This is a genomic window from Streptomyces sp. NPDC091292 (assembly GCF_044757265.1).
GTDB lineage: Bacteria > Actinomycetota > Actinomycetes > Streptomycetales > Streptomycetaceae > Streptomyces.
In genome coordinates this window covers 353,967-374,063 of the sequence record NZ_JBIVUQ010000008.1, presented here as the reverse complement: position 1 = coordinate 374,063, position 20,097 = coordinate 353,967, and the positions used below count along the sequence as shown (strand labels likewise).

Here is a 20,097-nt window from a genome sequence, read left to right as displayed (position 1 = left end):
CAGGTCCGGTTCGTATCCGGAAGCAACGTCCGGTTACGCTCATGACATGTATGCCTGGCCCGCTTCTGAGGTTCCCGCCCTGCCCGGACGGGGCCGCGACCTCCGGATCCACGACACCGCGACCGGGGGTCTTGTCACCCTCGACCCCGGTCCCGTCGCCCGTATCTACGTCTGCGGCATCACGCCCTACGACGCCACCCACATGGGGCACGCGGCGACCTACAACGCGTTCGATCTCGTACAGCGCGTCTGGCTGGACACCAAGCGGCAGGTGCACTACGTGCAGAACGTGACCGACGTGGACGATCCGCTCCTGGAGCGCGCCGTCCGCGACGGGCTCGACTGGGTCGCGCTCGCCGAGCGCGAGACCGTCCTGTTCCGCGAGGACATGACGGCCCTGCGGATGCTGCCGCCGCGCCACTACATCGGTGCCGTCGAGGCCATACCGGGCATCGTGCCGCTCGTGGAGCGGCTGCGGGACGCCGGCGCCGCCTACGAACTCGAAGGCGACATCTACTTCTCCGTCGAGGCCGACCCGCACTTCGGTTCGGTGTCGCGCCTGGACGCCGCCGCGATGCGTCTGCTGTCCGCCGAGCGCGGCGGCGACCCGGACCGGGCGGGCAAGAAGAACCCGCTCGACCCGATGCTGTGGATGGCCGCCCGTGACGGAGAGCCGAGTTGGGACGGCGGCTCCCTCGGCCACGGCAGGCCCGGCTGGCACATCGAGTGCGTGGCCATCGCCCTCGACCACCTCGGCATGGGCTTCGACGTCCAGGGCGGCGGCTCCGATCTCGCCTTCCCGCACCACGAGATGGGCGCCTCGCACGCCCAGGTCCTGACCGGCGAGTTCCCGATGGCCAAGGCGTACGTGCACGCGGGCATGGTCGCGCTCGACGGCGAGAAGATGTCCAAGTCCAAGGGCAACCTCGTGTTCGTGTCGGCGCTGCGCCGGGCCGGTGTCGACCCGGCGGCCATCCGGCTCGCGCTCCTCGCGCACCACTACCGGTCCGACTGGGAGTGGACGGACACCGTCCTCGACGACGCGGTCGCGCGCCTCGGACGCTGGCGCGCCGCCGTCTCCCGCCCGGACGGCCCGGACGCCGAGCCGCTGGTCGACGAGGTCCGTACCGCCCTCGCACACGACCTCGACGCCCCGGCCGCCCTCGCCGCCGTGGATCGCTGGGCCGCGCTCCAGGAGGAGCGCGGCGGCACCGACGAGGGGGCGCCCGGCGTGGTCTCCCGCACCGTCGACGCGCTCCTCGGAGTCGCGTTGTAGCGCGACCGCCCCCGGGGAACGGGTCATGTGGTGAGGTAGGAGGGTCAGTTGACCCTCTGGCCGGCGGTTCGCCGGCCTCCGTGGAAGGACGCACCATGACCCGTTCCTTCGCACGTCGTGATCTGCTCGGGGCCTCGGCCGCCGCCGTCGTCGGCCTCGGCCTCGCGGGCTCCCTCGCACCATCCGCCCGCGCGGCCGGTTCCGACGACGGCGCCTGGCCCCGCCAGTTCCCGCTCCCCGACGGCTTCCAGCCCGAGGGCGTCACCATCGGCCCCGGCCCGTACGCCTACTTCGGCTCGATCGCGAACGGTGACGTCTACCGCGCCTCCCTCGCCACCGGCCGGGGCGGCGTCGTCAGCGCGGGGCTCGGCCCGGCGCACCCGGTGATCGGGCTCAAGTCCGACGGCCGCGACCGCCTGTTCCTGTGCGGCGGGGCCAGCCGCGAATTACGTACGGTCGACCGGCGCACCGGACGGATCGAGGACATCCGAACGGTCGGCTCCGACGGCACCTTTGTCAACGACGTGGTGCTCACGCCCGGCGCCGCCTGGTTCACGGACTCGTTCGCGCCCCAGCTCTACCGGCTCTCGCTCGACCGGCACGGCGCACCCGGCGCGGTACGGACCGTGCCGCTCACCGGCGACTGGCAACAGGGCGCCGCCTTCACGGCCAACGGCATCGCCCGCACCCCGGACGGCGGCGCACTGCTGGTGGTCAATCAATTCGTGGGCGGCGGCGGACTGATGCGCGTCGACCCGCGTACGGGAGTGGCCCGCACCGTCGATCTCGGCGGGTCCCTGCTGCCCAACGGTGACGGGCTCCTGCTGCTCGGCCGCACCCTGTACTGCGTGCAGCAGCGGCAGAACGCGATCGACGTGTTCCGTCTGAACGCCACCGGCACGCGGGGCACCTTGCTCACCCGCATCACCGACCCGCGGTTCCGGATCCCGACGACCGTGGCGGCCTGGGGCGACCGGCTGTATCTGCCGAACGCGCGCTTCGGCACTCCGCCGACGCCCACGACGGACTACGACGCGGTGGCGGTGGACCGGGTGGATGGGGTGGACCGGGTCTGACGCCGGTCGCCCCGTTCCGTCTCAGTCGTCCGCGTCGTCGTCCGGCTTCCGGTCGGTGCCGGAATCGGAGTCGGAGTCGGCGTCCGCGTCGGCCCCCGTATCGTCCTCGCTCGCCCTGGCCGGGCCCCCGTCGTCCGTCTCCGTCTCCGGACGGGACGGCTTCGCGGGCCTGGCCTGGCCGCTCGGGGCGTCCCGCAGATACGCCGCCGTGTCGCCGCCGTCCGTGGCGAGCGGCCCGGCCGCCCCGGGCCCCGCGGGGCCGCCGTCCCTGCGCCGCAGGTACCGCTCGAACTCACGCGCGATGGCCTCGCCCGACGCCTCCGGCAGCTCGGCGGTGTCCCGGGCCTCCTCCAGCGTCTGGACGTACTCGGCGACCTCGCTGTCCTCGGCCGCGAGCTGGTCCACGCCCACCTGCCAGGCCCGTGCGTCCTCCGGCAGCTCACCGAGCGGAATCCGCAGGTCGATGAGGTCTTCAAGACGGTTCAGCAGCGCCAGCGTCGCCTTCGGGTTCGGCGGCTGCGACACATAGTGCGGGACGGCCGCCCACAGCGAGACGGCCGGGACCCCGGCGTGGGTGCACGCCTCCTGGAGGATGCCGACGATGCCCGTCGGACCCTCGTACTTGGTCTCCTCCAGGTCCATGGTGCGGGCCAGGTCCGGATCGGACGTGACCCCGCTGACCGGGACCGGACGGGTGTGCGGGGTGTCACCGAGCAGGGCGCCCAGGACGACCACCAGCTCGACGCCCAGTTCGTGTGCGAAGCCCAGCAGCTCGTTGCAGAACGAGCGCCACCGCATCGACGGTTCGATACCGCGCACCAGCACCAGGTCGCGCGGCTTCTCACCGCCGACCCGGACCACCGAGAGCCGGGTCGTGGGCCAGGTGATCTTCCGGACACCGTTGTCCAGCCAGACCGTCGGCCGGTTGACCTGGAAGTCGTAGTAGTCCTCCGCGTCCAGCGCGGCGAAGACCTCGCCCTTCCACTCCCGGTCCAGATGCGCGACGGCAGTGGAGGCGGCGTCGCCGGCATCGTTCCAGCCCTCGAACGCGGCCACCATGACCGGGTCGATCAGCTCGGGAACCCCCTCCAGCTCGATCACCCACTGCCTCCTTCGGATCTGCCCTCACGTACGCCCCAACCTTACGACTCCGGCGGGGTGCCGCCGCAGCCCCCTCGCTGGGGCAATGACCGGACTCTGCCCCGGTGGAGCGCCCGGAACACCCCGAACAGTCACCCGAGCTGTACGGGGTACGGGTCGGCCCTGACCTCGGGGGACGCCGCTCAGAGGGTCGAACGCAGCCACTGTTCGACGCTGGCGATGTGCACGGTCGCCCAGGACCGCGCGGCCTCGGCGTCCCGGTCCCGCAGCGCCGTCAGGATCGCGCGGTGCTCGTGCAGGGTCCGGCTGACCGCGTCCTCCTGGGTGAGCCCGCGCCAGATCCGGGCCCTGGTCGTGGGCCCCGACAGGCCGTCCAGGAGCGAGCAGAGCACCGAGTTCCCGGAGGACTGCACGATGCCCCGGTGGAACTCCAGGTCGCACGCGACCAGTTCCTCGACGGACGGTGCCGCCCCGAGCGCGTCCAACTGCGCGGCCAGCGCGTCGATCTCGGCCTCGCCGATCCGCGTACTCGCCATCGCCGTCGCGGCCGGCTCCAGGATGCGGCGTACGGCCAGGAACTCCAGGACCGTGTCGTCCCGGTGGAAGTCGACGACGAAACTCAGCGCCTCCAGGAGGAGTTGGGGATCGAGGCTCGTGACGTACGTGCCGTCACCCTGCCGTACGTCCAGGATGCGGATCAGGGACAGCGCGCGCACCGCCTCCCGCAGGGAGTTGCGGGACAGCCCCAGCTCGGCCGCCAGCTCACTCTCCTTGGGGAGCCGGTCGCCGGGCCGGAGCGCGCCGGAGACGATCATGCCCTTGATCTTCTCGATGGCCTCGTCGGTGACAGCCATGGGGACCTCGCCTCGCCATTCGTCCGATACATCCGATGTATCGGACGATTATGACGCCTGCCGAGTCCCTTGGATACGGGGGTCCGGATGGTCCGGACGCGGGGTCCCCTCTCAGGGCGTGCCGTCCAGTACGTCCCGTACCCTCGCCCGCACCTCGTCGGTGTCCAGGCCGCGGATCGTCAGGGTGGTGCGGCGGCGCAGGACGTCGTCAGCGGTGGCCGCCCACTCGTGGTCGCGGGCGTAGACGACCTGCGCCCAGATCTCGGGGGCGTCGGGGTGCACGCGCTCGCCGAGCGCCGGGTTCTCGTTGGCGAGGCGCGCGATGTCGAAGGCGAGCGAACCGTAGTGCGTGGCCAGGTGCTTCGCGGTGTCGGCGGCCATGCGCGGGCCGGGCGTTCCGCCGTCCACGAGGAGCCGGTGCGCGACCGCGCGCGGGTTGGCGACACCGGGCAGCGGCAGCCGCCTGGGCAGCCGTGACATGGGTTCCATGTCGTCGGCGAGCGGCTGCCCCGGCAGGGCCGCCAGCTTGTTCATGACCGTACGGCCGATGTGCCGGAAGGTCGTCCACTTGCCGCCGGCGACGGACAGCATCCCGCCCCGGCCCTCGCTGACGACCGTCTCGCGCTTCGCCTTCGAGGTGTCCCCGGGCCCGCCGGGCAGCACCCTGAGACCGGCGAAGGAGTAGGTGACGAGGTCCCGGGAGAGCTGCTGGTCCCGCACCGAGTGGGCGGCCTCGCCGAGGATCTGCGCGGTGTCCCGTTCGGTCACGGTCACCTCCGACGGATCGCCGTCGAACTCCTCGTCGGTGGTGCCGAGCAGCAGCATGTCCTCCCAGGGGAGGGCGAAGGTGATGCGGTACTTGTCGATCGGGGTCGCCAGCGCCGCCTTCCACGGCGAGGTCCGCCGCAGCACCAGGTGCACCCCCTTGGACAGTCGGATCGACGGCGCCGCTCCCGGGTCCTCCATCCGGCGCAGATGGTCGACCCACGGCCCCGTCGCGTTCAGCACGAGCCGCGCGGATATCCCGAACTCCGTACCGTCCCCGCGGTCCTTGAGGTCCGCCCCCGTGACCCGGCCCCGGGTGAAGCGCAGCCCGGTGACCTCGGCGTGGTTGAGGACGGCCGCGCCCGCCTCGACGGCCGCGCGGACCGTCATCAGCGCCATCCGGGAGTCGTTCATCTGGCCGTCCCCGTACACCGCGACGGCCTTCAGGTTCTCGGTCCGCAGCTCCGGCACGTCCCGCACGGCGCGCGCGGGGGACAGCAGATGGCCGACGCCGTCACCGAACGCGGAGAGCGCGGAGTACGCGAAGACGCCCGCCCCGAGCTTCGCCGCGCCGTGCGGCCCGCCCTTGTACACCGGCAGGTAGAACGTGAGCGGGTTCGCCAGGTGCGGTGCCACCTGGGTGGACACCGCACGGCGCTCGAAGTGGTTCTCGGCCACCAGCTTCACGGCGCCGGTCTGGAGGTAGCGCAGACCGCCGTGCAGCAGCTTGGACGAGGCCGACGAGGTGGCTCCGGCGAAGTCTCCGGCGTCCACCAGGGCCACCCGCAGACCCGACTGGGCGGCGTGCCAGGCCGTGGAGATACCCAGGATGCCGCCGCCGATCACCAGGAGGTCGTATGTCGCCTTCGACAGCTGTTCCCGGGTCTCGGCCCGGCTCGGGTGGGAGCCGGCCAAGGGGTGCAGCCCGAGCGCCGGGTAGGCGGGGCCGTTCTGGAGGGTGGGCAGGGTGGTCATCGCGTGGTGCTCCTCGTCAGCGGGGTACGGCCGGGGTCCCGGCCGCGCCCTCAGCTCTCGTCTTCTTCTTCGAGCCAGCCCATGGTCCGCTGCACGGCCTTGAGCCAGTCCTTGTACTCGCGCTCCCGCTTGTCCGCGTCCATGTGCGGGGTCCACTCGGCGGCCCGCCGCCAGTTGGCCCGCAGCGTGTCGGTGTCCGGCCAGAAGCCGACGGCCAGACCCGCCGCGTACGCCGCGCCGAGGCACGTCGTCTCGGCGACCATGGGCCGCACCACCGGCGCGTCCAGGAAGTCCGCGAGGGTCTGCATCAGCAGGTTGTTGGACGTCATGCCGCCGTCGACCTTCAGCGTGGTCAGTTCGACGCCGGAGTCCTTCGTCATCGCGTCGGCGATCTCCCGGGTCTGCCACGCGGTCGCCTCCAGGACGGCCCGCGCGATGTGCGCCTTCGTGACGTACCGGGTGAGACCGGCGATCACCCCGCGCGCGTCGGAGCGCCAGTACGGCGCGAACAGACCCGAGAACGCCGGCACGAAGTACGCCCCGCCGTTGTCGTCGACCGACGACGCCAGGGTCTCGATCTCGGCGGCCGAGTTGATCAGGCCCATCTGGTCGCGCATCCACTGCACGAGGGCGCCGGTGACGGCGATGGACCCTTCGAGCGCGTACACGGGCGGCTGGTCGCCGATGCGGTAGCCGACGGTGGTCAGCAGACCCGAGTACGAGTTGATGATCTTGCCACCGGTGTTCATCAGCATGAAGGTGCCGGTGCCGTACGTGGACTTGGCCTCGCCCTCGCTGAAACAGGTCTGGCCGAACAGGGCGGCCTGCTGGTCGCCGAGCGCCGACGCGACCGGGATACCGCCGATGAGGTCGCCGAGCGGGCCGCCGGTGACCTCGCCGTACACCTCGGACGACGAGCGGATCTCCGGGAGCATCGCCATCGGTACGCCGATGGAGGAGGCGATCTTCGGGTCCCACGCCATGGTGTGCAGGTTCATCAGCATGGTGCGGGACGCGTTGGTGACGTCGGTGACGTGGTGGCCGCCATTGACCCCGCCGGTCAGGTTCCAGATGACCCAGGTGTCCATGGTGCCGAAGAGGATGTCCCCGGCCTCGGCGCGCTCCTTCAGGCCCTCGACGTTGTCGAGGAGCCACCGCGCCTTGGGCCCCGCGAAGTAGGTGGACAGCGGCAGACCGGTCTCGCGGCGGAACCGGTCCTGGCCGACGTTGCGGCCCAGCTCCCGGACGAGCGCGTCCGTACGGGTGTCCTGCCAGACGATGGCGTTGTGCACCGGGAGGCCGGTGTTCTTGTCCCACAGCAGCGTCGTCTCACGCTGGTTGGTGATGCCGATCGCCTTGATGTCGTCGCGGGTGATGCCCGCCTTGGAGATGGCCCCGGCGACCACGGTCTGGACGTTCGCCCAGATCTCGGTGGCGTCGTGCTCGACCCAGCCCGGCCTGGGGAAGATCTGCTCGTGCTCCTTCTGGTCGACGGCGACGATGCGCCCGTCGCGGTCGAAGACGATGCAGCGGCTGGACGTGGTGCCCTGGTCGATCGCCGCGATGAAGGGGCCTGCGCCATGCGAGTGACTGCCCGCTTCGGCCGAGGTGTTCGCGTGGGGTGCGTCGGTCACGATGTGCTCCTGGTTTCTCGGGTGTCGTCCGGGTCGGAACGGGGCGGCCTACTCCTACTTGAAGGCGATGTTGTAGATACCGCCCGCGATGGCGCCGCCAATCAGCGGACCCGCCACCGGGACCCATGCGTAGGCCCAGTCGGACCCACCCTTGTTCGGAAGCGGCAGAAGCGCATGCACAATGCGCGGTCCGAGGTCGCGCACCGGGTTGATGGCGTACCCCGTCGGGCCGCCGAGCGAGAGGCCGATACCGACCACCACCAGCGCGGTCACCAGGGCGCCGAGCACTCCGAGGCCGTTGCCCTCGTCGTTGAGGCCCTGGGTGAGGATGGCGAGGACCAGGACGACGGTCGCGATGATCTCGGTGGTGAGGTTCTGGACGGCGTTCCGGATCTCCGGCGCGGTCGAGAAGATGCCGAGGACGGGGCCGGGGCCGCTCCGGGACGACTTCAGCGCGGAGGTCTGCGCGGAGGTCTGCGCGGAAGTCTGCGTGGAGTTCTGCGTGGCGGGCGCGAGGGTGTCCTGCGCGCCGGGGCCGCCGACGATCTCGCGGTCGGTGAGATGGGCCTGGAACTGGCCGTAGTAGGTCAGCCAGACCAGTACGGCGCCGATCATGGCGCCGAGGAGCTGCGAGGCGAGGTAGAGCGGTACGTCGCTCCACTTGGTGCCGCCCTCGATGGCGAGACCGAGCGTGACCGCCGGGTTGAGGTGGGCGCCGGACACCCCGCCGGCCAGATAGGCGGCGGTCAGTACGCCGAAGCCCCACCCGAAGGCGATGGCGAGCCAGCCGGCGTCGCGCGCCTTCGAACGCTTCAGCGTGACGGCGGCGCACACACCACCGCCCAACAGGATGAGTACGGCGGTTCCTATGGTCTCGCCGATGAAGATGTCGGAGCTGGACACCCGCGACTCCTTTGTCCTTCGTCCAGGGATCGTTGCCGGCCCTTGGCGTTGCCACACCCTAGCGCGTATTGCCGTTAGCTGTTCGACAATGCCGACCGGTGGACGGGAGTCTTGCTGTGGGGTCGCGGGCGCGTCAAGGGTGCAGTTATCGAAAACGCGATCGTTATTGATCGGGAAAGGCGATCGGTGACGGTGATTGGTGAGCGCGATCGGCGACGGCGATCGGTTACGGGACATGGGTGAGCCCGGAGACGGACGGGTGCCATGAAGAAACGAGCGGCGCCTTCAGGGGGGCCGTGGCCCTCAGAAGCGTCGCGCTGCGGCCCTCAGAACCGGCTGGCGCCCAGATCCCGTGACACGGCGCGCGCACAGTCCCGTACCGCCGCGATCAGCTCGGGCCGCAGGTCGCCGTCGTCCCTGCAGACCCGCTCCACGGCGCCGGTGACCCCGACCGCGCCGACCGGCATCCGCCGCCGGTCGTGAATGGGCGCCGCCACCGAGGCGACGCCTTCCCAGGTCTCCTCTATGTCCGCCGCGTAACCCCGCGCGCGGGTCAGGCCGAGGACGCCCTCGAAGTCGTCCAGGCCGGTCACGGTGTGCGCCGTGAACGACTTCCGCTCGACCTCCAGGGCCTGGCTGTGCGCCACCGGGTCGTATGCGGCGAGCACCTTGCCGAGCGCCGTGGAGTGCAGCGGCTGCATCGCCCCGACCTCCAGGACCTGGCGGCTGTCGTCGGGCCGGAAGACGTGGTGGACGATCAGGACGCCGTGCTGGTGCAGAACGCCCAGGTACACGCTCTCGCCGCTGGACCGGGCCAGGTCGTCGGTCCACACCAGGGCGCGGGCCCGCAGTTCGTGCACGTCGAGGTAGCTGTTGCCCAGGCGCAGCAGCTCGGCGCCCAGCTGATAGCGGCCCGACGCGGGGTCCTGCTCGACGAAGCCCTCCGCCTGGAGGGTGCGCAGGATGCCGTGCGCCGTGCCTTTCGCCAGGTCGAGCGAGGAGGCGATGTCGGAGAGGCCGAGCCGGCGCTCGCCGCCCGCGAGGAGGCGCAGCATGGCCGCCGCCCGTTCCAGCGACTGGATGTTCCGTGCCATCGCGGCTCCCTCCTCCGTCCTCGTGGAATGGTGCCGCCCCGCTGTGCGGCTCCGAACACGGCCCGGAAGGGGCGTTCGGCAATGCTGAACAGTATCGGTCGTTGCCGACCCTCCGCCAATGGGCGGAAGCCCTGCGTTCGACCCGTGCCGCACTCCGCCACCGCCCAGGTCGCCGCCCCCTTCACCACCCCTCACCGCCGTCCCGCGTCCTGGACGCTTCCGCCCCGCAGCGCCGGTCCCGGCTACTCTGGCGGGGTGCGCCTTCCACCGGAAGCCGCAAAGCCGACAGCCGTCGCACTCCTGGGAGCTTCTTCATGGCCTCGTCGCCGACCCCTTCGACTCCGTCCCCCGCGCCCACCGCGAGCCCCGCGTCCGCCGCCCCCTCCGCCCCGTCCGCCGGCCCCTCCGCGCCGACCGCGGCAGCCGCGAGCCGGACCCGGACGGACGCCCTCCGCGCCGCGCTCGCGAGCCGCGTGGTGGTGGCCGACGGTGCGATGGGCACCATGCTCCAGGCGCAGGACCCCACTCTCGACGACTTCGAGAACCTAGAGGGTTGCAACGAGATCCTCAACGTCACGCGCCCCGACATCGTCCGCTCGGTCCACGAGGCGTACTTCTCCGTGGGCGTCGACTGCGTCGAGACCAACACCTTCGGCGCCAACCTCTCCGCACTCGGCGAGTACGACATCCCCGGTCGCGTACACGAACTCTCCGAGGCCGGCGCCCGGATCGCCCGCGAGGTCGCCGACGAGTTCACCGCCGCCACCGGACAGCAGCGCTGGGTCCTCGGCTCCATGGGCCCCGGCACCAAGCTCCCCACCCTCGGCCACGCCCCGTACGGCGCCCTGCGCGACGCCTACCAGCAGAACGCCGAAGGCATGATCGAAGGCGGCGCCGACGCGCTGATCGTCGAGACCACGCAGGACCTCCTCCAGACCAAGGCCGCCCTCCTCGGCGCCCGCCGCGCCCTCGACCTCACCGGCACCGACCTGCCGCTGATCTGCTCCGTCACCGTCGAGACCACCGGCACCATGCTCCTCGGCTCCGAGATCGGCGCGGCCCTGACTGCCCTGGAACCGCTCGGCATCGACATGATCGGGCTGAACTGCGCCACCGGACCCGCCGAGATGAGCGAGCACCTGCGCTATCTCGCCCGGCACGCGCGCGTCCCCCTGTCGTGCATGCCGAACGCCGGTCTGCCCGTCCTCGGCAAGGACGGCGCCCACTACCCGCTCACCGCGCCCGAGCTGGCCGACGCCCAGGAGACGTTCGTCCGCGAGTACGGCCTGTCCCTGGTCGGCGGCTGCTGCGGTACGACGCCCGAGCATCTGCGCCAGGTCGTGGAGCGGGTCCGCGGTGTCACGCCGCCCGAGCGCTCCCCGCGCCCCGAGCCCGGCGCCGCCTCGCTCTACCAGACGGTGCCGTTCCGCCAGGACACCTCCTACCTCGCGATCGGTGAGCGGACCAACGCCAACGGCTCCAAGAAGTTCCGTACGGCCATGCTCGACGGCCGGTGGGACGACTGCGTCGAGATGGCCCGCGACCAGATCCGCGAAGGCGCGCACATGCTCGACCTGTGCGTCGACTACGTCGGCCGGGACGGCGTCGCCGACATGGAGGAACTCGCCGGGCGCTTCGCCACCGCGTCCACGCTGCCGATCGTCCTGGACTCCACCGAGATCGACGTGCTGCGCGCGGGCCTGGAGAAGCTCGGCGGACGCGCCGTCATCAACTCCGTGAACTACGAGGACGGAGACGGCCCCGAGTCCCGCTTCACCAAGGTCACCGCGCTCGCCAAGGAGCACGGCGCCGCCCTGATCGCCCTCACCATCGACGAGGAGGGCCAGGCCCGCACCGCCGCACACAAGGTCGCCATCGCCGAACGCCTCATCGGCGACCTCACCGGCACCTGGGGCATCCACGAGTCCGACCTCCTCATCGACACCCTCACGTTCACCATCTGCACCGGTCAGGAGGAGTCCCGGGGGGACGGCATCGCCACCATCGAGGCGATCCGCGAACTCAAGCGCCGCCACCCCGACGTGCAGACCACGCTCGGCCTCTCCAACATCTCCTTCGGCCTCAACCCGGCCGCCCGTGTCGTCCTCAACTCCGTGTTCCTCGACGAGTGCGTCAAGGCGGGCCTGGACTCGGCGATCGTCCACGCCTCCAAGATCCTGCCGATCGCGCGCCTCGAAGAGGAGCAGGTCACGACCGCGCTCGACCTGATCTACGACCGGCGCGCCGAGGGCTACGACCCCCTCCAGAAGCTCATGGAGCTGTTCGAGGGCGTCAACATGAAGTCGATGAAGGAGGGCAAGGCCGAGGAACTCGCCGCCCTGCCCCTGGACGAGCGCCTCAAGCGCCGCATCATCGACGGCGAGAAGAACGGCCTCGAAGCCGACCTCGACGCCGCCCTCACCGAGCGCCCCGCCCTGGACATCGTCAACGACACCCTCCTGGACGGTATGAAGGTCGTCGGGGAACTCTTCGGCTCCGGCCAGATGCAGTTGCCGTTCGTGCTCCAGTCCGCCGAGGTCATGAAGAAGGCCGTCGCCCACCTCGAACCGCACATGGAGAAGTCCGACTCCGAGGGCAAGGGCACGATCGTCCTCGCGACCGTGCGCGGCGACGTCCACGACATCGGCAAGAACCTGGTCGACATCATCCTGTCGAACAACGGCTACAACGTGGTCAACCTCGGCATCAAGCAGCCCGTCTCCGCGATCCTGGAGGCCGCCGAGGAACACAGCGCCGACGTCATCGGCATGTCGGGCCTCCTGGTCAAGTCCACGGTGATCATGAAGGAGAACCTGGAGGAGCTGAACCAGCGCGGACTCTCCGCCGAGTATCCGGTCATCCTCGGCGGCGCCGCCCTGACCAGGGCCTACGTCGAGCAGGACCTGCACGAGATCTACCAGGGCGAGGTTCGCTACGCCCGTGACGCCTTCGAGGGCCTGCGCCTCATGGACGCCCTGATCGCCGTCAAGCGGGGCGTCCCGGGCGCCGCACTGCCCGAGCTGAAGCAGCGCCGCGTACGGGCCGCCGCCACCGCCGTCGAGGAGCGCCCCGAGGAGGGCGCGGTCCGCTCAGACGTCGCCGTGGACAACCCGCTGCCGACCCCGCCGTTCCTCGGCACCCGCGTGATCAAGGGCATCCAGCTCAAGGAGTACGCGTCCTGGCTGGACGAGGGCGCCCTGTTCAAGGGGCAGTGGGGCCTCAAGCAGAGCCGCGCGGGCGACGGACCCACGTACGAGGAGCTGGTCGAGACCGAGGGCCGGCCCCGGCTGCGCGGCTGGCTGGACAAGCTCCAGACGGAGAACCTGCTGGAGGCCGCCGTCGTCTACGGCTACTTCCCGTGCGTCTCCAAGGGCGACGACCTGATCCTCCTGGACGAGCAGGGCAACGAGCGCACCCGCTTCACCTTCCCGCGCCAGCGCCGGGGCCGGCGCCTCTGCCTGGCCGACTTCTTCCGCCCGGAGGAGTCCGGCGAGACCGACGTCGTGGGCCTCCAGGTCGTCACCGTCGGCTCACGGATCGGCGAGGCCACCGCCGAGCTGTTCGAGGCCAACGCCTACCGGGACTACCTGGAGCTGCACGGCCTGTCCGTCCAGCTCGCCGAGGCCCTCGCCGAGTACTGGCACGCACGGGTCCGCTCCGAGCTGGGCTTCGCGGGCGAGGACCCCACCGAGATCGAGGACATGTTCGCCCTGAAGTACCGCGGCGCCCGGTTCTCACTCGGTTACGGAGCGTGCCCCGAGCTGGCCGACCGGGCGAAGATCGCGCGGCTCCTGGAGCCGGAGCGGATCGGCGTGGTGCTCTCGGAGGAGTTCCAGCTGCACCCCGAGCAGTCCACGGACGCCCTCGTGATCCACCACCCCGAGGCCAAGTACTTCAACGCCCGCTGAGGCCCGAGAGGGCCCGCTGAGGCCCGCGGGACCCCGTGGCGACCCCGTGGGGCCCGGCGGGGGCCTGCCGGGGCCCCGCCGGGAAGCGTTCAACGCGCGTTCACCGGCACACGTCGTACACTTGTCGGTCCAGTGCAGGCCGGTTGCCTTCTCCCGTGGAGTGGCGGCCGGCCTTCTCGTCCCTCATGGAGGTGTGCCCGGATGACCAGTACGGTCCCCGCTCTCGGTACCCGAACGGCCGAAGGCTCAGCGCTGCAGGCCGTGCTCCTCGACATGGACGGCACCCTGGTCGACACCGAGGGGTTCTGGTGGGACGCCGAGGTCGAGGTGTTCGCCGGCCTCGGGCACGCCCTGGACGAGTCGTGGCGGGACGTCGTCGTCGGCGGGCCCATGACCCGCAGCGCCTGTTTCCTCATCGAGGCGACCGGCGCCGACATCACGATCCCCGAGCTGACCCTCCTCCTGAACGAGGGGTTCGAGCACCGCATCAACGGCTCGCTGCCCCTCATGCCGGGCGCCGCCCGCCTCCTCGCCGAGCTGGCCGCCCACGAGGTGCCGACCGCCCTGGTGTCCGCCTCGCACCGCCGCATCATCGACCGGGTGCTGCACTCGCTGGGCCACGCGAACTTCGCACTGACCGTCGCCGGTGACGAGGTGGAGCGCACCAAGCCGTACCCCGACCCGTATCTGATCGCCGCCGCCGGGCTCGGCGCGGACCCCGCACGGTGCGCCGTCGTCGAGGACACCGCGACGGGTGTCGCCGCCGCCGAGGCGGCCGGCTGCCGGGTCGTGGTGGTGCCGTCGGTCGCACCGATCGCGGCGGCGGCCGGGCGGACCGTGGTGACCTCGCTCGAAGAGGTCGATCTGCCCTTCCTCCGGGGTCTGGTGCCCCTTTCCTGACCTCGCCCCGATCCCGCCCCCATCCCGCGTCGAACCCTGTTCAGGCCCCGCCCGACCGGGCCATTGCATGCAATGGGCATCGGTCCGGGCGAATTGCCTTTCCGGGCAATGAAGTTGAACGTGTGACCTTTCCCACGTTGCGGAGTCTCGACAGAGGGGTGATCCTGTGCCGTCGGCCCCGGTGTGGGGGCATTCCGTGTGCCTTTGTGTCCTGATTGATGAGAAGGTGCACGAAACCTTCCACTGTCGGGTTTTCGGTGTGTCCACACCCGGTTTCACTGCGTGATGAACAGCCGCCCGCAGCCAACTCCGGTCCCGTGGGGCGGCCGTGGCCGGTCGCACTAATGTCGTCGCGAGAACATCGCCGTAACCCCCGTGTCCCGTCACCACACCCCCGTTGCCGGGTTGCGGGATCGACAGCTCTGGAGAACGTCGAGCATGAACCGCAAGAGTTTGGTGCTGCCGGCCGTCATCGGCCTGCTGGCCCCGGTCCTCGCAGCGTGTGGCGGTACCGACAGCGGCAGCAACGGCGACAGCGCCATCGTCGTCGGCACCACCGACCAGTTCGCGGCGTCCAAGAAGGCTCCGGCCCCCTTCGACCCGGCATACGCGTACGACGCCGGATCGTGGAACGTCCTGCGGCAGACCATCCAGACGCTCATGGCGCTGCCCCGCGGCGGCGGCGAGCCCGTACCGGAGGCCGCCCGTCAGTGCGGCTTCACCGACACGGGCAACGAGCGCTACGAGTGCACCCTGCGCGACGGCCTCAAGTTCTCCGGCGGCGACGCCGTCACCGCGGCCGATGTGAAGTACTCCATCGACCGGGTGCGCGCCATCAACGCGGACAGCGGAGTCTCCGGCCTCCTCGCCAACATCGACACCGTCGAGACCCAGGGCGAGAGCAAGGTCGTCTTCCACCTCAAGACGGCCGACGCGACGTTCCCGTTCAAGCTGGCAACCCCCGTCGCCGGCATCGTGCACCCCGCCGACTACTCCAAGTCGAAGCTGCGCAACGGCTTCGACATCGACGGCTCGGGCCCCTACAAGGCGTCCGCGCAGGTCAAGGACGATGTCGTCGTCAAGGTCGTGTTCACCAAGAACACGAACTACAAGGGCCAGTTGAACCCGAAGAACGGCAAGGTCGAACTCCGCTCCTTCCTGGACGCCGACGACATGGGCACCGCCCTCGACAAGGGCGACATCGACATGATGACGCGCACCATGTCACCGGCCCAGATCCAGAAGCTGTCGGACGACCCGGGCAAGAACATCAACCTGATCGAGACGCCCGGTCTGGAGATCCGCTACCTCGGCTTCAACACCGACGCCCCCGGCGCCCGCACCAAGGCCGTCCGCCAGGCGATGGCCCAGCTCGTCAACCGCGGTGAACTCGCCTCCAGCGTCTACGGCTCGATGGCCGAACCGCTCTACTCGCTGGTCCCGGCCACCATCACCGGGCACGCCAACTCCTTCTTCAACAAGTACGGCGACCCGAGCGTCGACAAGGCGAAGCAGATCCTGGAGCAGGCCGCCGTCACCACGCCGGTCAAGCTCACGCTCAACTACACCACCGACCACTACGGCGAGGGCACCAAGAAGGAGTTCGAGCACCTTCAGAAGCAGCTCAACGCCAGCGGCCTCTTCCAGGTGGACATCAAGGGCACCAAGTGGGCCGAGTTCCGGCCCAACGAGCTGGAAGGCAAGTACGCCGTCTACGGCCTCGGCTGGTTCCCGGACTTCCCCGACGCCGACAACTTCGTCGCCCCCTTCCTCGACGAGGGCAACTTCCTCGCCTCGCCCTACGCGAACAGCAAGATTCGTAACGAACTGATTCCGGAGTCGCGCCGAGAGGCCGACCGGTTGACGGCGTCGAAGAGCCTGGAGAAGATCCAGAGCATCGTCGCCGACGACGTACCCGTGCTGCCGCTGTGGCAGGGCAAGCAGTACGTCGCCGCACGCGACGACATCCAGGGGGTCGAGTGGGCGCTCGACTCCTCGTCGAACCTTCAGCTGTGGGAGCTGAGCCGAGGCGTGAAGGGCTGATGCCCGGCTGCTGCCCCTTGTACCGACAAGGCAGATCGTGAAACTTCGCACCACCCCGTGGCCGGTCCTGTCCGTCGTGGCAGGGCTGGCCGCGGCCACGCTGACCGGATGCGGTTCCGAGCAGGGCGGCTCCGGAGGCAAGGGGATCGTCGTCGGCATGTCCGACGACGTCCAGGCGACCGACCCCGCCTCCGGCTACGACCCCGGCTCCTGGCTGCTGTTCAACAACGTCTTCCAGTCGCTGCTGAGCTTCCCGATCGCCGGAGTGGAACCTGAACCGGAGGCCGCGAAGCAGTGCGGGTTCACGGACACGAAGACCAAGGTCTTCAGCTGCACCCTCCGCGACGGCCTCACCTTCAGCAACGGCGACCCCCTCACATCGGCCGACGTGAAGTTCTCCTTCGACCGCATGATGAAGATCAACGACGACGCCGGACCGGCCATCATGTTCCCGATGCTGGACAAGGTCGAAACCCCGGACGCCAAGACCGTCGTCTTCAAACTCAACGTCCCCGACGCCACCTTCCCCAGCAAAATAGCCTCCGGCGCCGGATCGATCGTCAACCGCCGTGACTACCCCGCGGGCAAGCTGCGCACCGACGGCAAAGCAGTCGGCTCGGGCCCGTACAAGCTCGACTCCTTCGACAAGAACCGCGCCGTCTTCTCCGTCAACCCGGACTACAAGGGCACCGCCCACGTCAAGAACTCCGGGGTCACCCTCCGGTTCTTCCACGGCGACCAGAGCGCCCTCAAGAAGGCGCTCCTCGGCAAGGACGTCGACGTCGCCTACCGCGGACTCGCCGCCAAGGACATCGCCGACATCGAGCGGGACACCAGCACCAGCCAGGGCATCGACATCGTCGAGGGCACCAGCGCCGAGGTGCAGCACCTGGTCTTCAACATGAAGGACCCCGTCGTCGGCAAACTCGGCGTCCGCAAGGCGATGGCCTATCTGATCGACCGCGAAGCCGTCGTCCAGGAGGTCTACGACAGCACCGCCCAACCGCTGTACTCGATCATCCCGGCGGGCATCAGCGGCCACAACACGGCCTTCTTCGACCTCTACGGCGCCCGCCCCCAGCGCGCCAAGGCCGAGGCCGCGCTGCGCGCCGAAGGCATCACCGAGAAGGTCGAACTCACCCTCTGGTCCACGCCGTCGCGCTACGGCCCCAGCACGGACCAGGAGTTCGAGACGATGGCCAAGCAGCTCAACGCCAGCGGCCTGTTCGACGCCAAGGTGAAGTCCGTCGACTTCAGCCAGTACGAGCGGGACGTCCACAACGGCAAGTACGGCGTGTACGTGAAGGGCTGGGTGCCGGACTACCCGGACCCGGACAACTTCACCGCCCCGTTCTTCGGCGAGGGCAATGTCCTCGGCAACAACTACGAGAACCGGACCATCACCCACGACATCATCCCGGCCACCGCCGCCGAGAGCGACCGCGGCGCCACCGGCGAGGACTACGACCGCCTCCAGCGGCTCGTCGCCCGGGACATCCCGATCATCCCGCTCTGGCAGGCCAAGCAGTACGCCGTCGTCGGCGACAGCGTGTACGGCCTGGAGAACTGCCTCGACGCGTCGACGGTGTTCCGGTTCTGGGAGATCAGCAAGGGCTGACCCGGCCCACGTACGAAGAACGGCCGCCCTTGCGGGGGCGGCCGTTCCGTATGTCCCGGGGTGACTGCGTGCCCTGGTGGCCTACTGGGCGCCCGGCCGCACCAGCCCGCTCTCGTACGCGTACACCGCCGCCTGCACCCGGTCGCGCAGCCCCAGCTTCGTCAGCACATGGCCGACATGCGTCTTCACGGTCGTCTCGCTCACGAAGAGGTCCGCCGCGATCTCCGCGTTCGACAGCCCGCGCGCCACCAGCTTCAGCACCTCTACCTCACGCTCGGTGAGGGTGTGCAGGGTGTCCGGCACCGGGTCGTCGCCCGACGGCAGATGGTCGGCGTACTTGTCGAGCAGCCGCCGCGTGATGCTCGGCGCGAGCATCGCCTCGCCCGCGGCCACCACCCGGATCGCCTGGACCAGCTCATTGGCCGGCGCGTCCTTGAGCAGAAAGCCGCTCGCGCCCGCCCGCAGCGCCTCCACCACGTACTCGTCGAGATCGAACGTGGTCAGCACCAGAACCTTCGCCGGACCGTCCTTGCCGGGCCCGGTGATCTGCCGGGTCGCCTCGACGCCGTCCATACGCGGCATACGGATGTCCATGAGGACCACATCGGGCTGGAGCGCCCGCACCTGGTCGAGAGCTTGGAGGCCGTCTCCGGCCTCGCCGACGACCGCCAGGTCCGCCTCCGCCTCCAGAATCATCCGGAAGCCGGTGCGCAGCAGCGGCTGGTCGTCGACCAGTAGGACGCGGATGGCCACGTAGATCTCCTTCGCTAGGGTCTTTCGTTTGGATCAGGTCGGATCAGGGAGCGGGGTCTGGTGCCGTGCATCGCAAGGCGGAGGAGGGAGTCAGGGCGGCGCCCTGGCGACCGACGACAACGCGGCGAGGTGCGGTGCCAGGGCCCGCGAGCCCGGCATGATCCAAACGAGAGGCCCTAGTCCGGCCCCATTCTGCCCTGCTCGGTGCCGGCCGACTCGGGCGCCCTGACCGGCAGGGGATACGGCGGGGGAGTGCCGCCGAATTCCGGACAGCGGTCCCGGTGGTCGCACCAGCCGCACAGCTTGGTCTGCCGGGGCCGCCACTCCCCGGTGTCGGTGGCCTCCCGGATCGCGTCCCACAGGGCGTGCAGCTTCCGCTCGACCCGCTCCAGATCCGCCACCACCGGGTCGTACGTCAGGACGTCGCCGCTGCCCAGATAGACGAGCTGGAGCCGGCGCGGGACGACGCCCTTCAGCCGCCAGACCACCAGGGCGTAGAACTTCATCTGGAACAGGGCGCCGTCCGCGTACTCCGGGCGGGGGGCCTTGCCCGTCTTGTAGTCGACGATGCGGACCTCGCCCGTCGGCGCCACGTCCACCCGGTCGATGATGCCGCGCAGCCGCAGACCCGACGGCAGCTCGGTCTCCACGAACAGCTCACGCTCGGCGGGCTCCAGCCGGGTCGGGTCCTCCAGAGTGAACCAGCGCTCGACGAGTTGACCGGCCTCCGCGAGCCAGCGCTCCAGACGCACGGCGCCCGACTCGCCCGCCTCGCCTGTCTTACCGGCACCCGGTGCCTCCGTATCCGCGCCGTCCGCCTGCTCCGGGGCGTCGGCGAACAGCTCCGCCAGCTCCGGCCTCGCCTCCCGCAGCCGGTCCCACTGGCCCGGGATCAGCGCCTTCGCGCGCGGGGCGGTCCGCTCGGCGGCCGGCGCGTCGAAAAGGCGCTCCAGGACCGCGTGCACCAGCGTGCCCCGCGTCGCCGCCGGGCTCGGCTTCTCCGGCAGCCTGTCGATCACCCGGAACCGGTACAGCAGCGGGCACTGCATGAAGTCGCTCGCGCGCGAAGGCGACAACGACGCCGGGCGCGCGGGGGTCCCCGGATCGCCGATGCTGGTTTCCATGGAGACAGACCCTACGGCCCGTCACTGACACCCCGACGCATACCATCGACGGCAGACCCTCCCGCCCTGCATG

At 70.3% G+C, this 20,097-nt stretch carries 14 protein-coding genes; 6 read left to right on the top strand and 8 right to left on the bottom strand.

Annotated features, from left to right (window positions below; translation table 11 throughout):
• Positions 1–46: 46 nt before the first annotated feature.
• A complete protein-coding gene (gene mshC / locus ACIQNU_RS23925) occupies positions 47–1,276 on the top strand; it encodes a cysteine--1-D-myo-inosityl 2-amino-2-deoxy-alpha-D-glucopyranoside ligase (RefSeq protein WP_401369794.1) in 1,230 nt (409 codons plus the stop codon).
• 95 nt (positions 1,277–1,371) lie between these two features.
• Positions 1,372–2,352 (top strand): SMP-30/gluconolactonase/LRE family protein, encoded by a 981-nt coding sequence (locus tag ACIQNU_RS23920; protein WP_401369791.1) that lies wholly within the window; start codon positions 1,372–1,374, stop codon positions 2,350–2,352.
• Between the two features lie 21 nt (positions 2,353–2,373).
• On the opposite strand, the gene ACIQNU_RS23915 is transcribed toward ACIQNU_RS23920, so the two are convergent.
• The 6 genes from ACIQNU_RS23915 to ACIQNU_RS23890 all read right to left on the bottom strand — a co-directional run bounded on the left by ACIQNU_RS23915 (position 2,374) and on the right by ACIQNU_RS23890 (position 9,678).
• Positions 2,374–3,453 carry a PAC2 family protein gene (locus ACIQNU_RS23915; protein ID WP_401369788.1) on the bottom strand — a complete coding sequence of 360 codons (1,080 nt, stop codon included), beginning with the start codon at positions 3,451–3,453 and terminating at the stop codon, positions 2,374–2,376.
• A 182-nt stretch (positions 3,454–3,635) separates the two neighbouring features.
• On the bottom strand, positions 3,636–4,307 hold the full coding sequence (locus ACIQNU_RS23910) for a FadR/GntR family transcriptional regulator (RefSeq protein WP_401369784.1): 672 nt from the start codon (positions 4,305–4,307) through the stop codon (positions 3,636–3,638).
• 111 nt (positions 4,308–4,418) lie between these two features.
• The gene (locus ACIQNU_RS23905) at positions 4,419–6,047 is read right to left on the bottom strand and encodes an FAD-dependent oxidoreductase (RefSeq protein WP_401369781.1); all 1,629 of its coding nucleotides are present in this window, start codon (positions 6,045–6,047) and stop codon (positions 4,419–4,421) included.
• Between the two features lie 50 nt (positions 6,048–6,097).
• Entirely contained in the window at positions 6,098–7,681 is a 1,584-nt protein-coding gene (gene glpK, locus ACIQNU_RS23900) for a glycerol kinase GlpK (RefSeq protein ID WP_401369779.1), read from the bottom strand.
• 54 nt (positions 7,682–7,735) lie between these two features.
• Entirely contained in the window at positions 7,736–8,821 is a 1,086-nt protein-coding gene (locus tag ACIQNU_RS23895; RefSeq protein WP_401369776.1) for an MIP/aquaporin family protein, read from the bottom strand.
• A gap of 89 nt (positions 8,822–8,910) precedes the next feature.
• Positions 8,911–9,678, bottom strand: coding sequence for an IclR family transcriptional regulator (locus ACIQNU_RS23890; protein ID WP_401369773.1), 768 nt, complete (start codon positions 9,676–9,678; stop codon positions 8,911–8,913).
• A 314-nt stretch (positions 9,679–9,992) separates the two neighbouring features.
• Between ACIQNU_RS23890 and metH the strand changes: the two genes are divergently transcribed.
• The 4 genes from metH to ACIQNU_RS23870 all read left to right on the top strand — a co-directional run bounded on the left by metH (position 9,993) and on the right by ACIQNU_RS23870 (position 18,147).
• Positions 9,993–13,586, top strand: a complete 3,594-nt coding sequence (gene metH, locus ACIQNU_RS23885) for a methionine synthase (RefSeq protein WP_401369770.1) — start codon at positions 9,993–9,995, stop codon at positions 13,584–13,586.
• Between the two features lie 201 nt (positions 13,587–13,787).
• Entirely contained in the window at positions 13,788–14,486 is a 699-nt protein-coding gene (locus ACIQNU_RS23880; protein WP_401369767.1) for an HAD family hydrolase, read from the top strand.
• A gap of 438 nt (positions 14,487–14,924) precedes the next feature.
• Positions 14,925–16,529 carry an ABC transporter substrate-binding protein gene (locus tag ACIQNU_RS23875; RefSeq protein WP_401369764.1) on the top strand — a complete coding sequence of 535 codons (1,605 nt, stop codon included), beginning with the start codon at positions 14,925–14,927 and terminating at the stop codon, positions 16,527–16,529.
• 37 nt (positions 16,530–16,566) lie between these two features.
• Entirely contained in the window at positions 16,567–18,147 is a 1,581-nt protein-coding gene (locus ACIQNU_RS23870) for an ABC transporter substrate-binding protein (protein ID WP_401369761.1), read from the top strand.
• Between the two features lie 81 nt (positions 18,148–18,228).
• Here ACIQNU_RS23870 and ACIQNU_RS23865 read toward each other — a convergent pair whose 3' ends face one another.
• Positions 18,229–18,900 carry a response regulator gene (locus ACIQNU_RS23865; RefSeq protein WP_401369758.1) on the bottom strand — a complete coding sequence of 224 codons (672 nt, stop codon included), beginning with the start codon at positions 18,898–18,900 and terminating at the stop codon, positions 18,229–18,231.
• A 176-nt stretch (positions 18,901–19,076) separates the two neighbouring features.
• Positions 19,077–20,024: a RecB family exonuclease gene (locus ACIQNU_RS23860; protein ID WP_401369755.1), complete on the bottom strand. Its 948-nt coding sequence runs from the start codon at positions 20,022–20,024 to the stop codon at positions 19,077–19,079.
• Between the last annotated feature and the right edge of the window lie 73 nt (positions 20,025–20,097).

What these genes read in the sequence shown, in the direction of transcription:
- mshC (WP_401369794.1), top strand. Translation starts at nt 47, where the DNA reads ATGTATGCCTGGCCCGCTTCTGAGGTTCCCGCCCTGCCCGGACGGGGC.
- ACIQNU_RS23920 (WP_401369791.1), top strand. Translation starts at nt 1,372, where the DNA reads ATGACCCGTTCCTTCGCACGTCGTGATCTGCTCGGGGCCTCGGCCGCC.
- ACIQNU_RS23910 (WP_401369784.1), bottom strand. Translation starts at nt 4,307, where the DNA reads ATGGCTGTCACCGACGAGGCCATCGAGAAGATCAAGGGCATGATCGTC.
- ACIQNU_RS23905 (WP_401369781.1), bottom strand. Translation starts at nt 6,047, where the DNA reads ATGACCACCCTGCCCACCCTCCAGAACGGCCCCGCCTACCCGGCGCTC.
- ACIQNU_RS23895 (WP_401369776.1), bottom strand. Translation starts at nt 8,821, where the DNA reads ATGTCCCGTAACCGATCGCCGTCGCCGATCGCGCTCACCAATCACCGT.
- ACIQNU_RS23890 (WP_401369773.1), bottom strand. Translation starts at nt 9,678, where the DNA reads ATGGCACGGAACATCCAGTCGCTGGAACGGGCGGCGGCCATGCTGCGC.
- metH (WP_401369770.1), top strand. Translation starts at nt 9,993, where the DNA reads ATGGCCTCGTCGCCGACCCCTTCGACTCCGTCCCCCGCGCCCACCGCG.
- ACIQNU_RS23880 (WP_401369767.1), top strand. Translation starts at nt 13,788, where the DNA reads ATGACCAGTACGGTCCCCGCTCTCGGTACCCGAACGGCCGAAGGCTCA.
- ACIQNU_RS23875 (WP_401369764.1), top strand. Translation starts at nt 14,925, where the DNA reads ATGAACCGCAAGAGTTTGGTGCTGCCGGCCGTCATCGGCCTGCTGGCC.
- ACIQNU_RS23860 (WP_401369755.1), bottom strand. Translation starts at nt 20,024, where the DNA reads ATGGAAACCAGCATCGGCGATCCGGGGACCCCCGCGCGCCCGGCGTCG.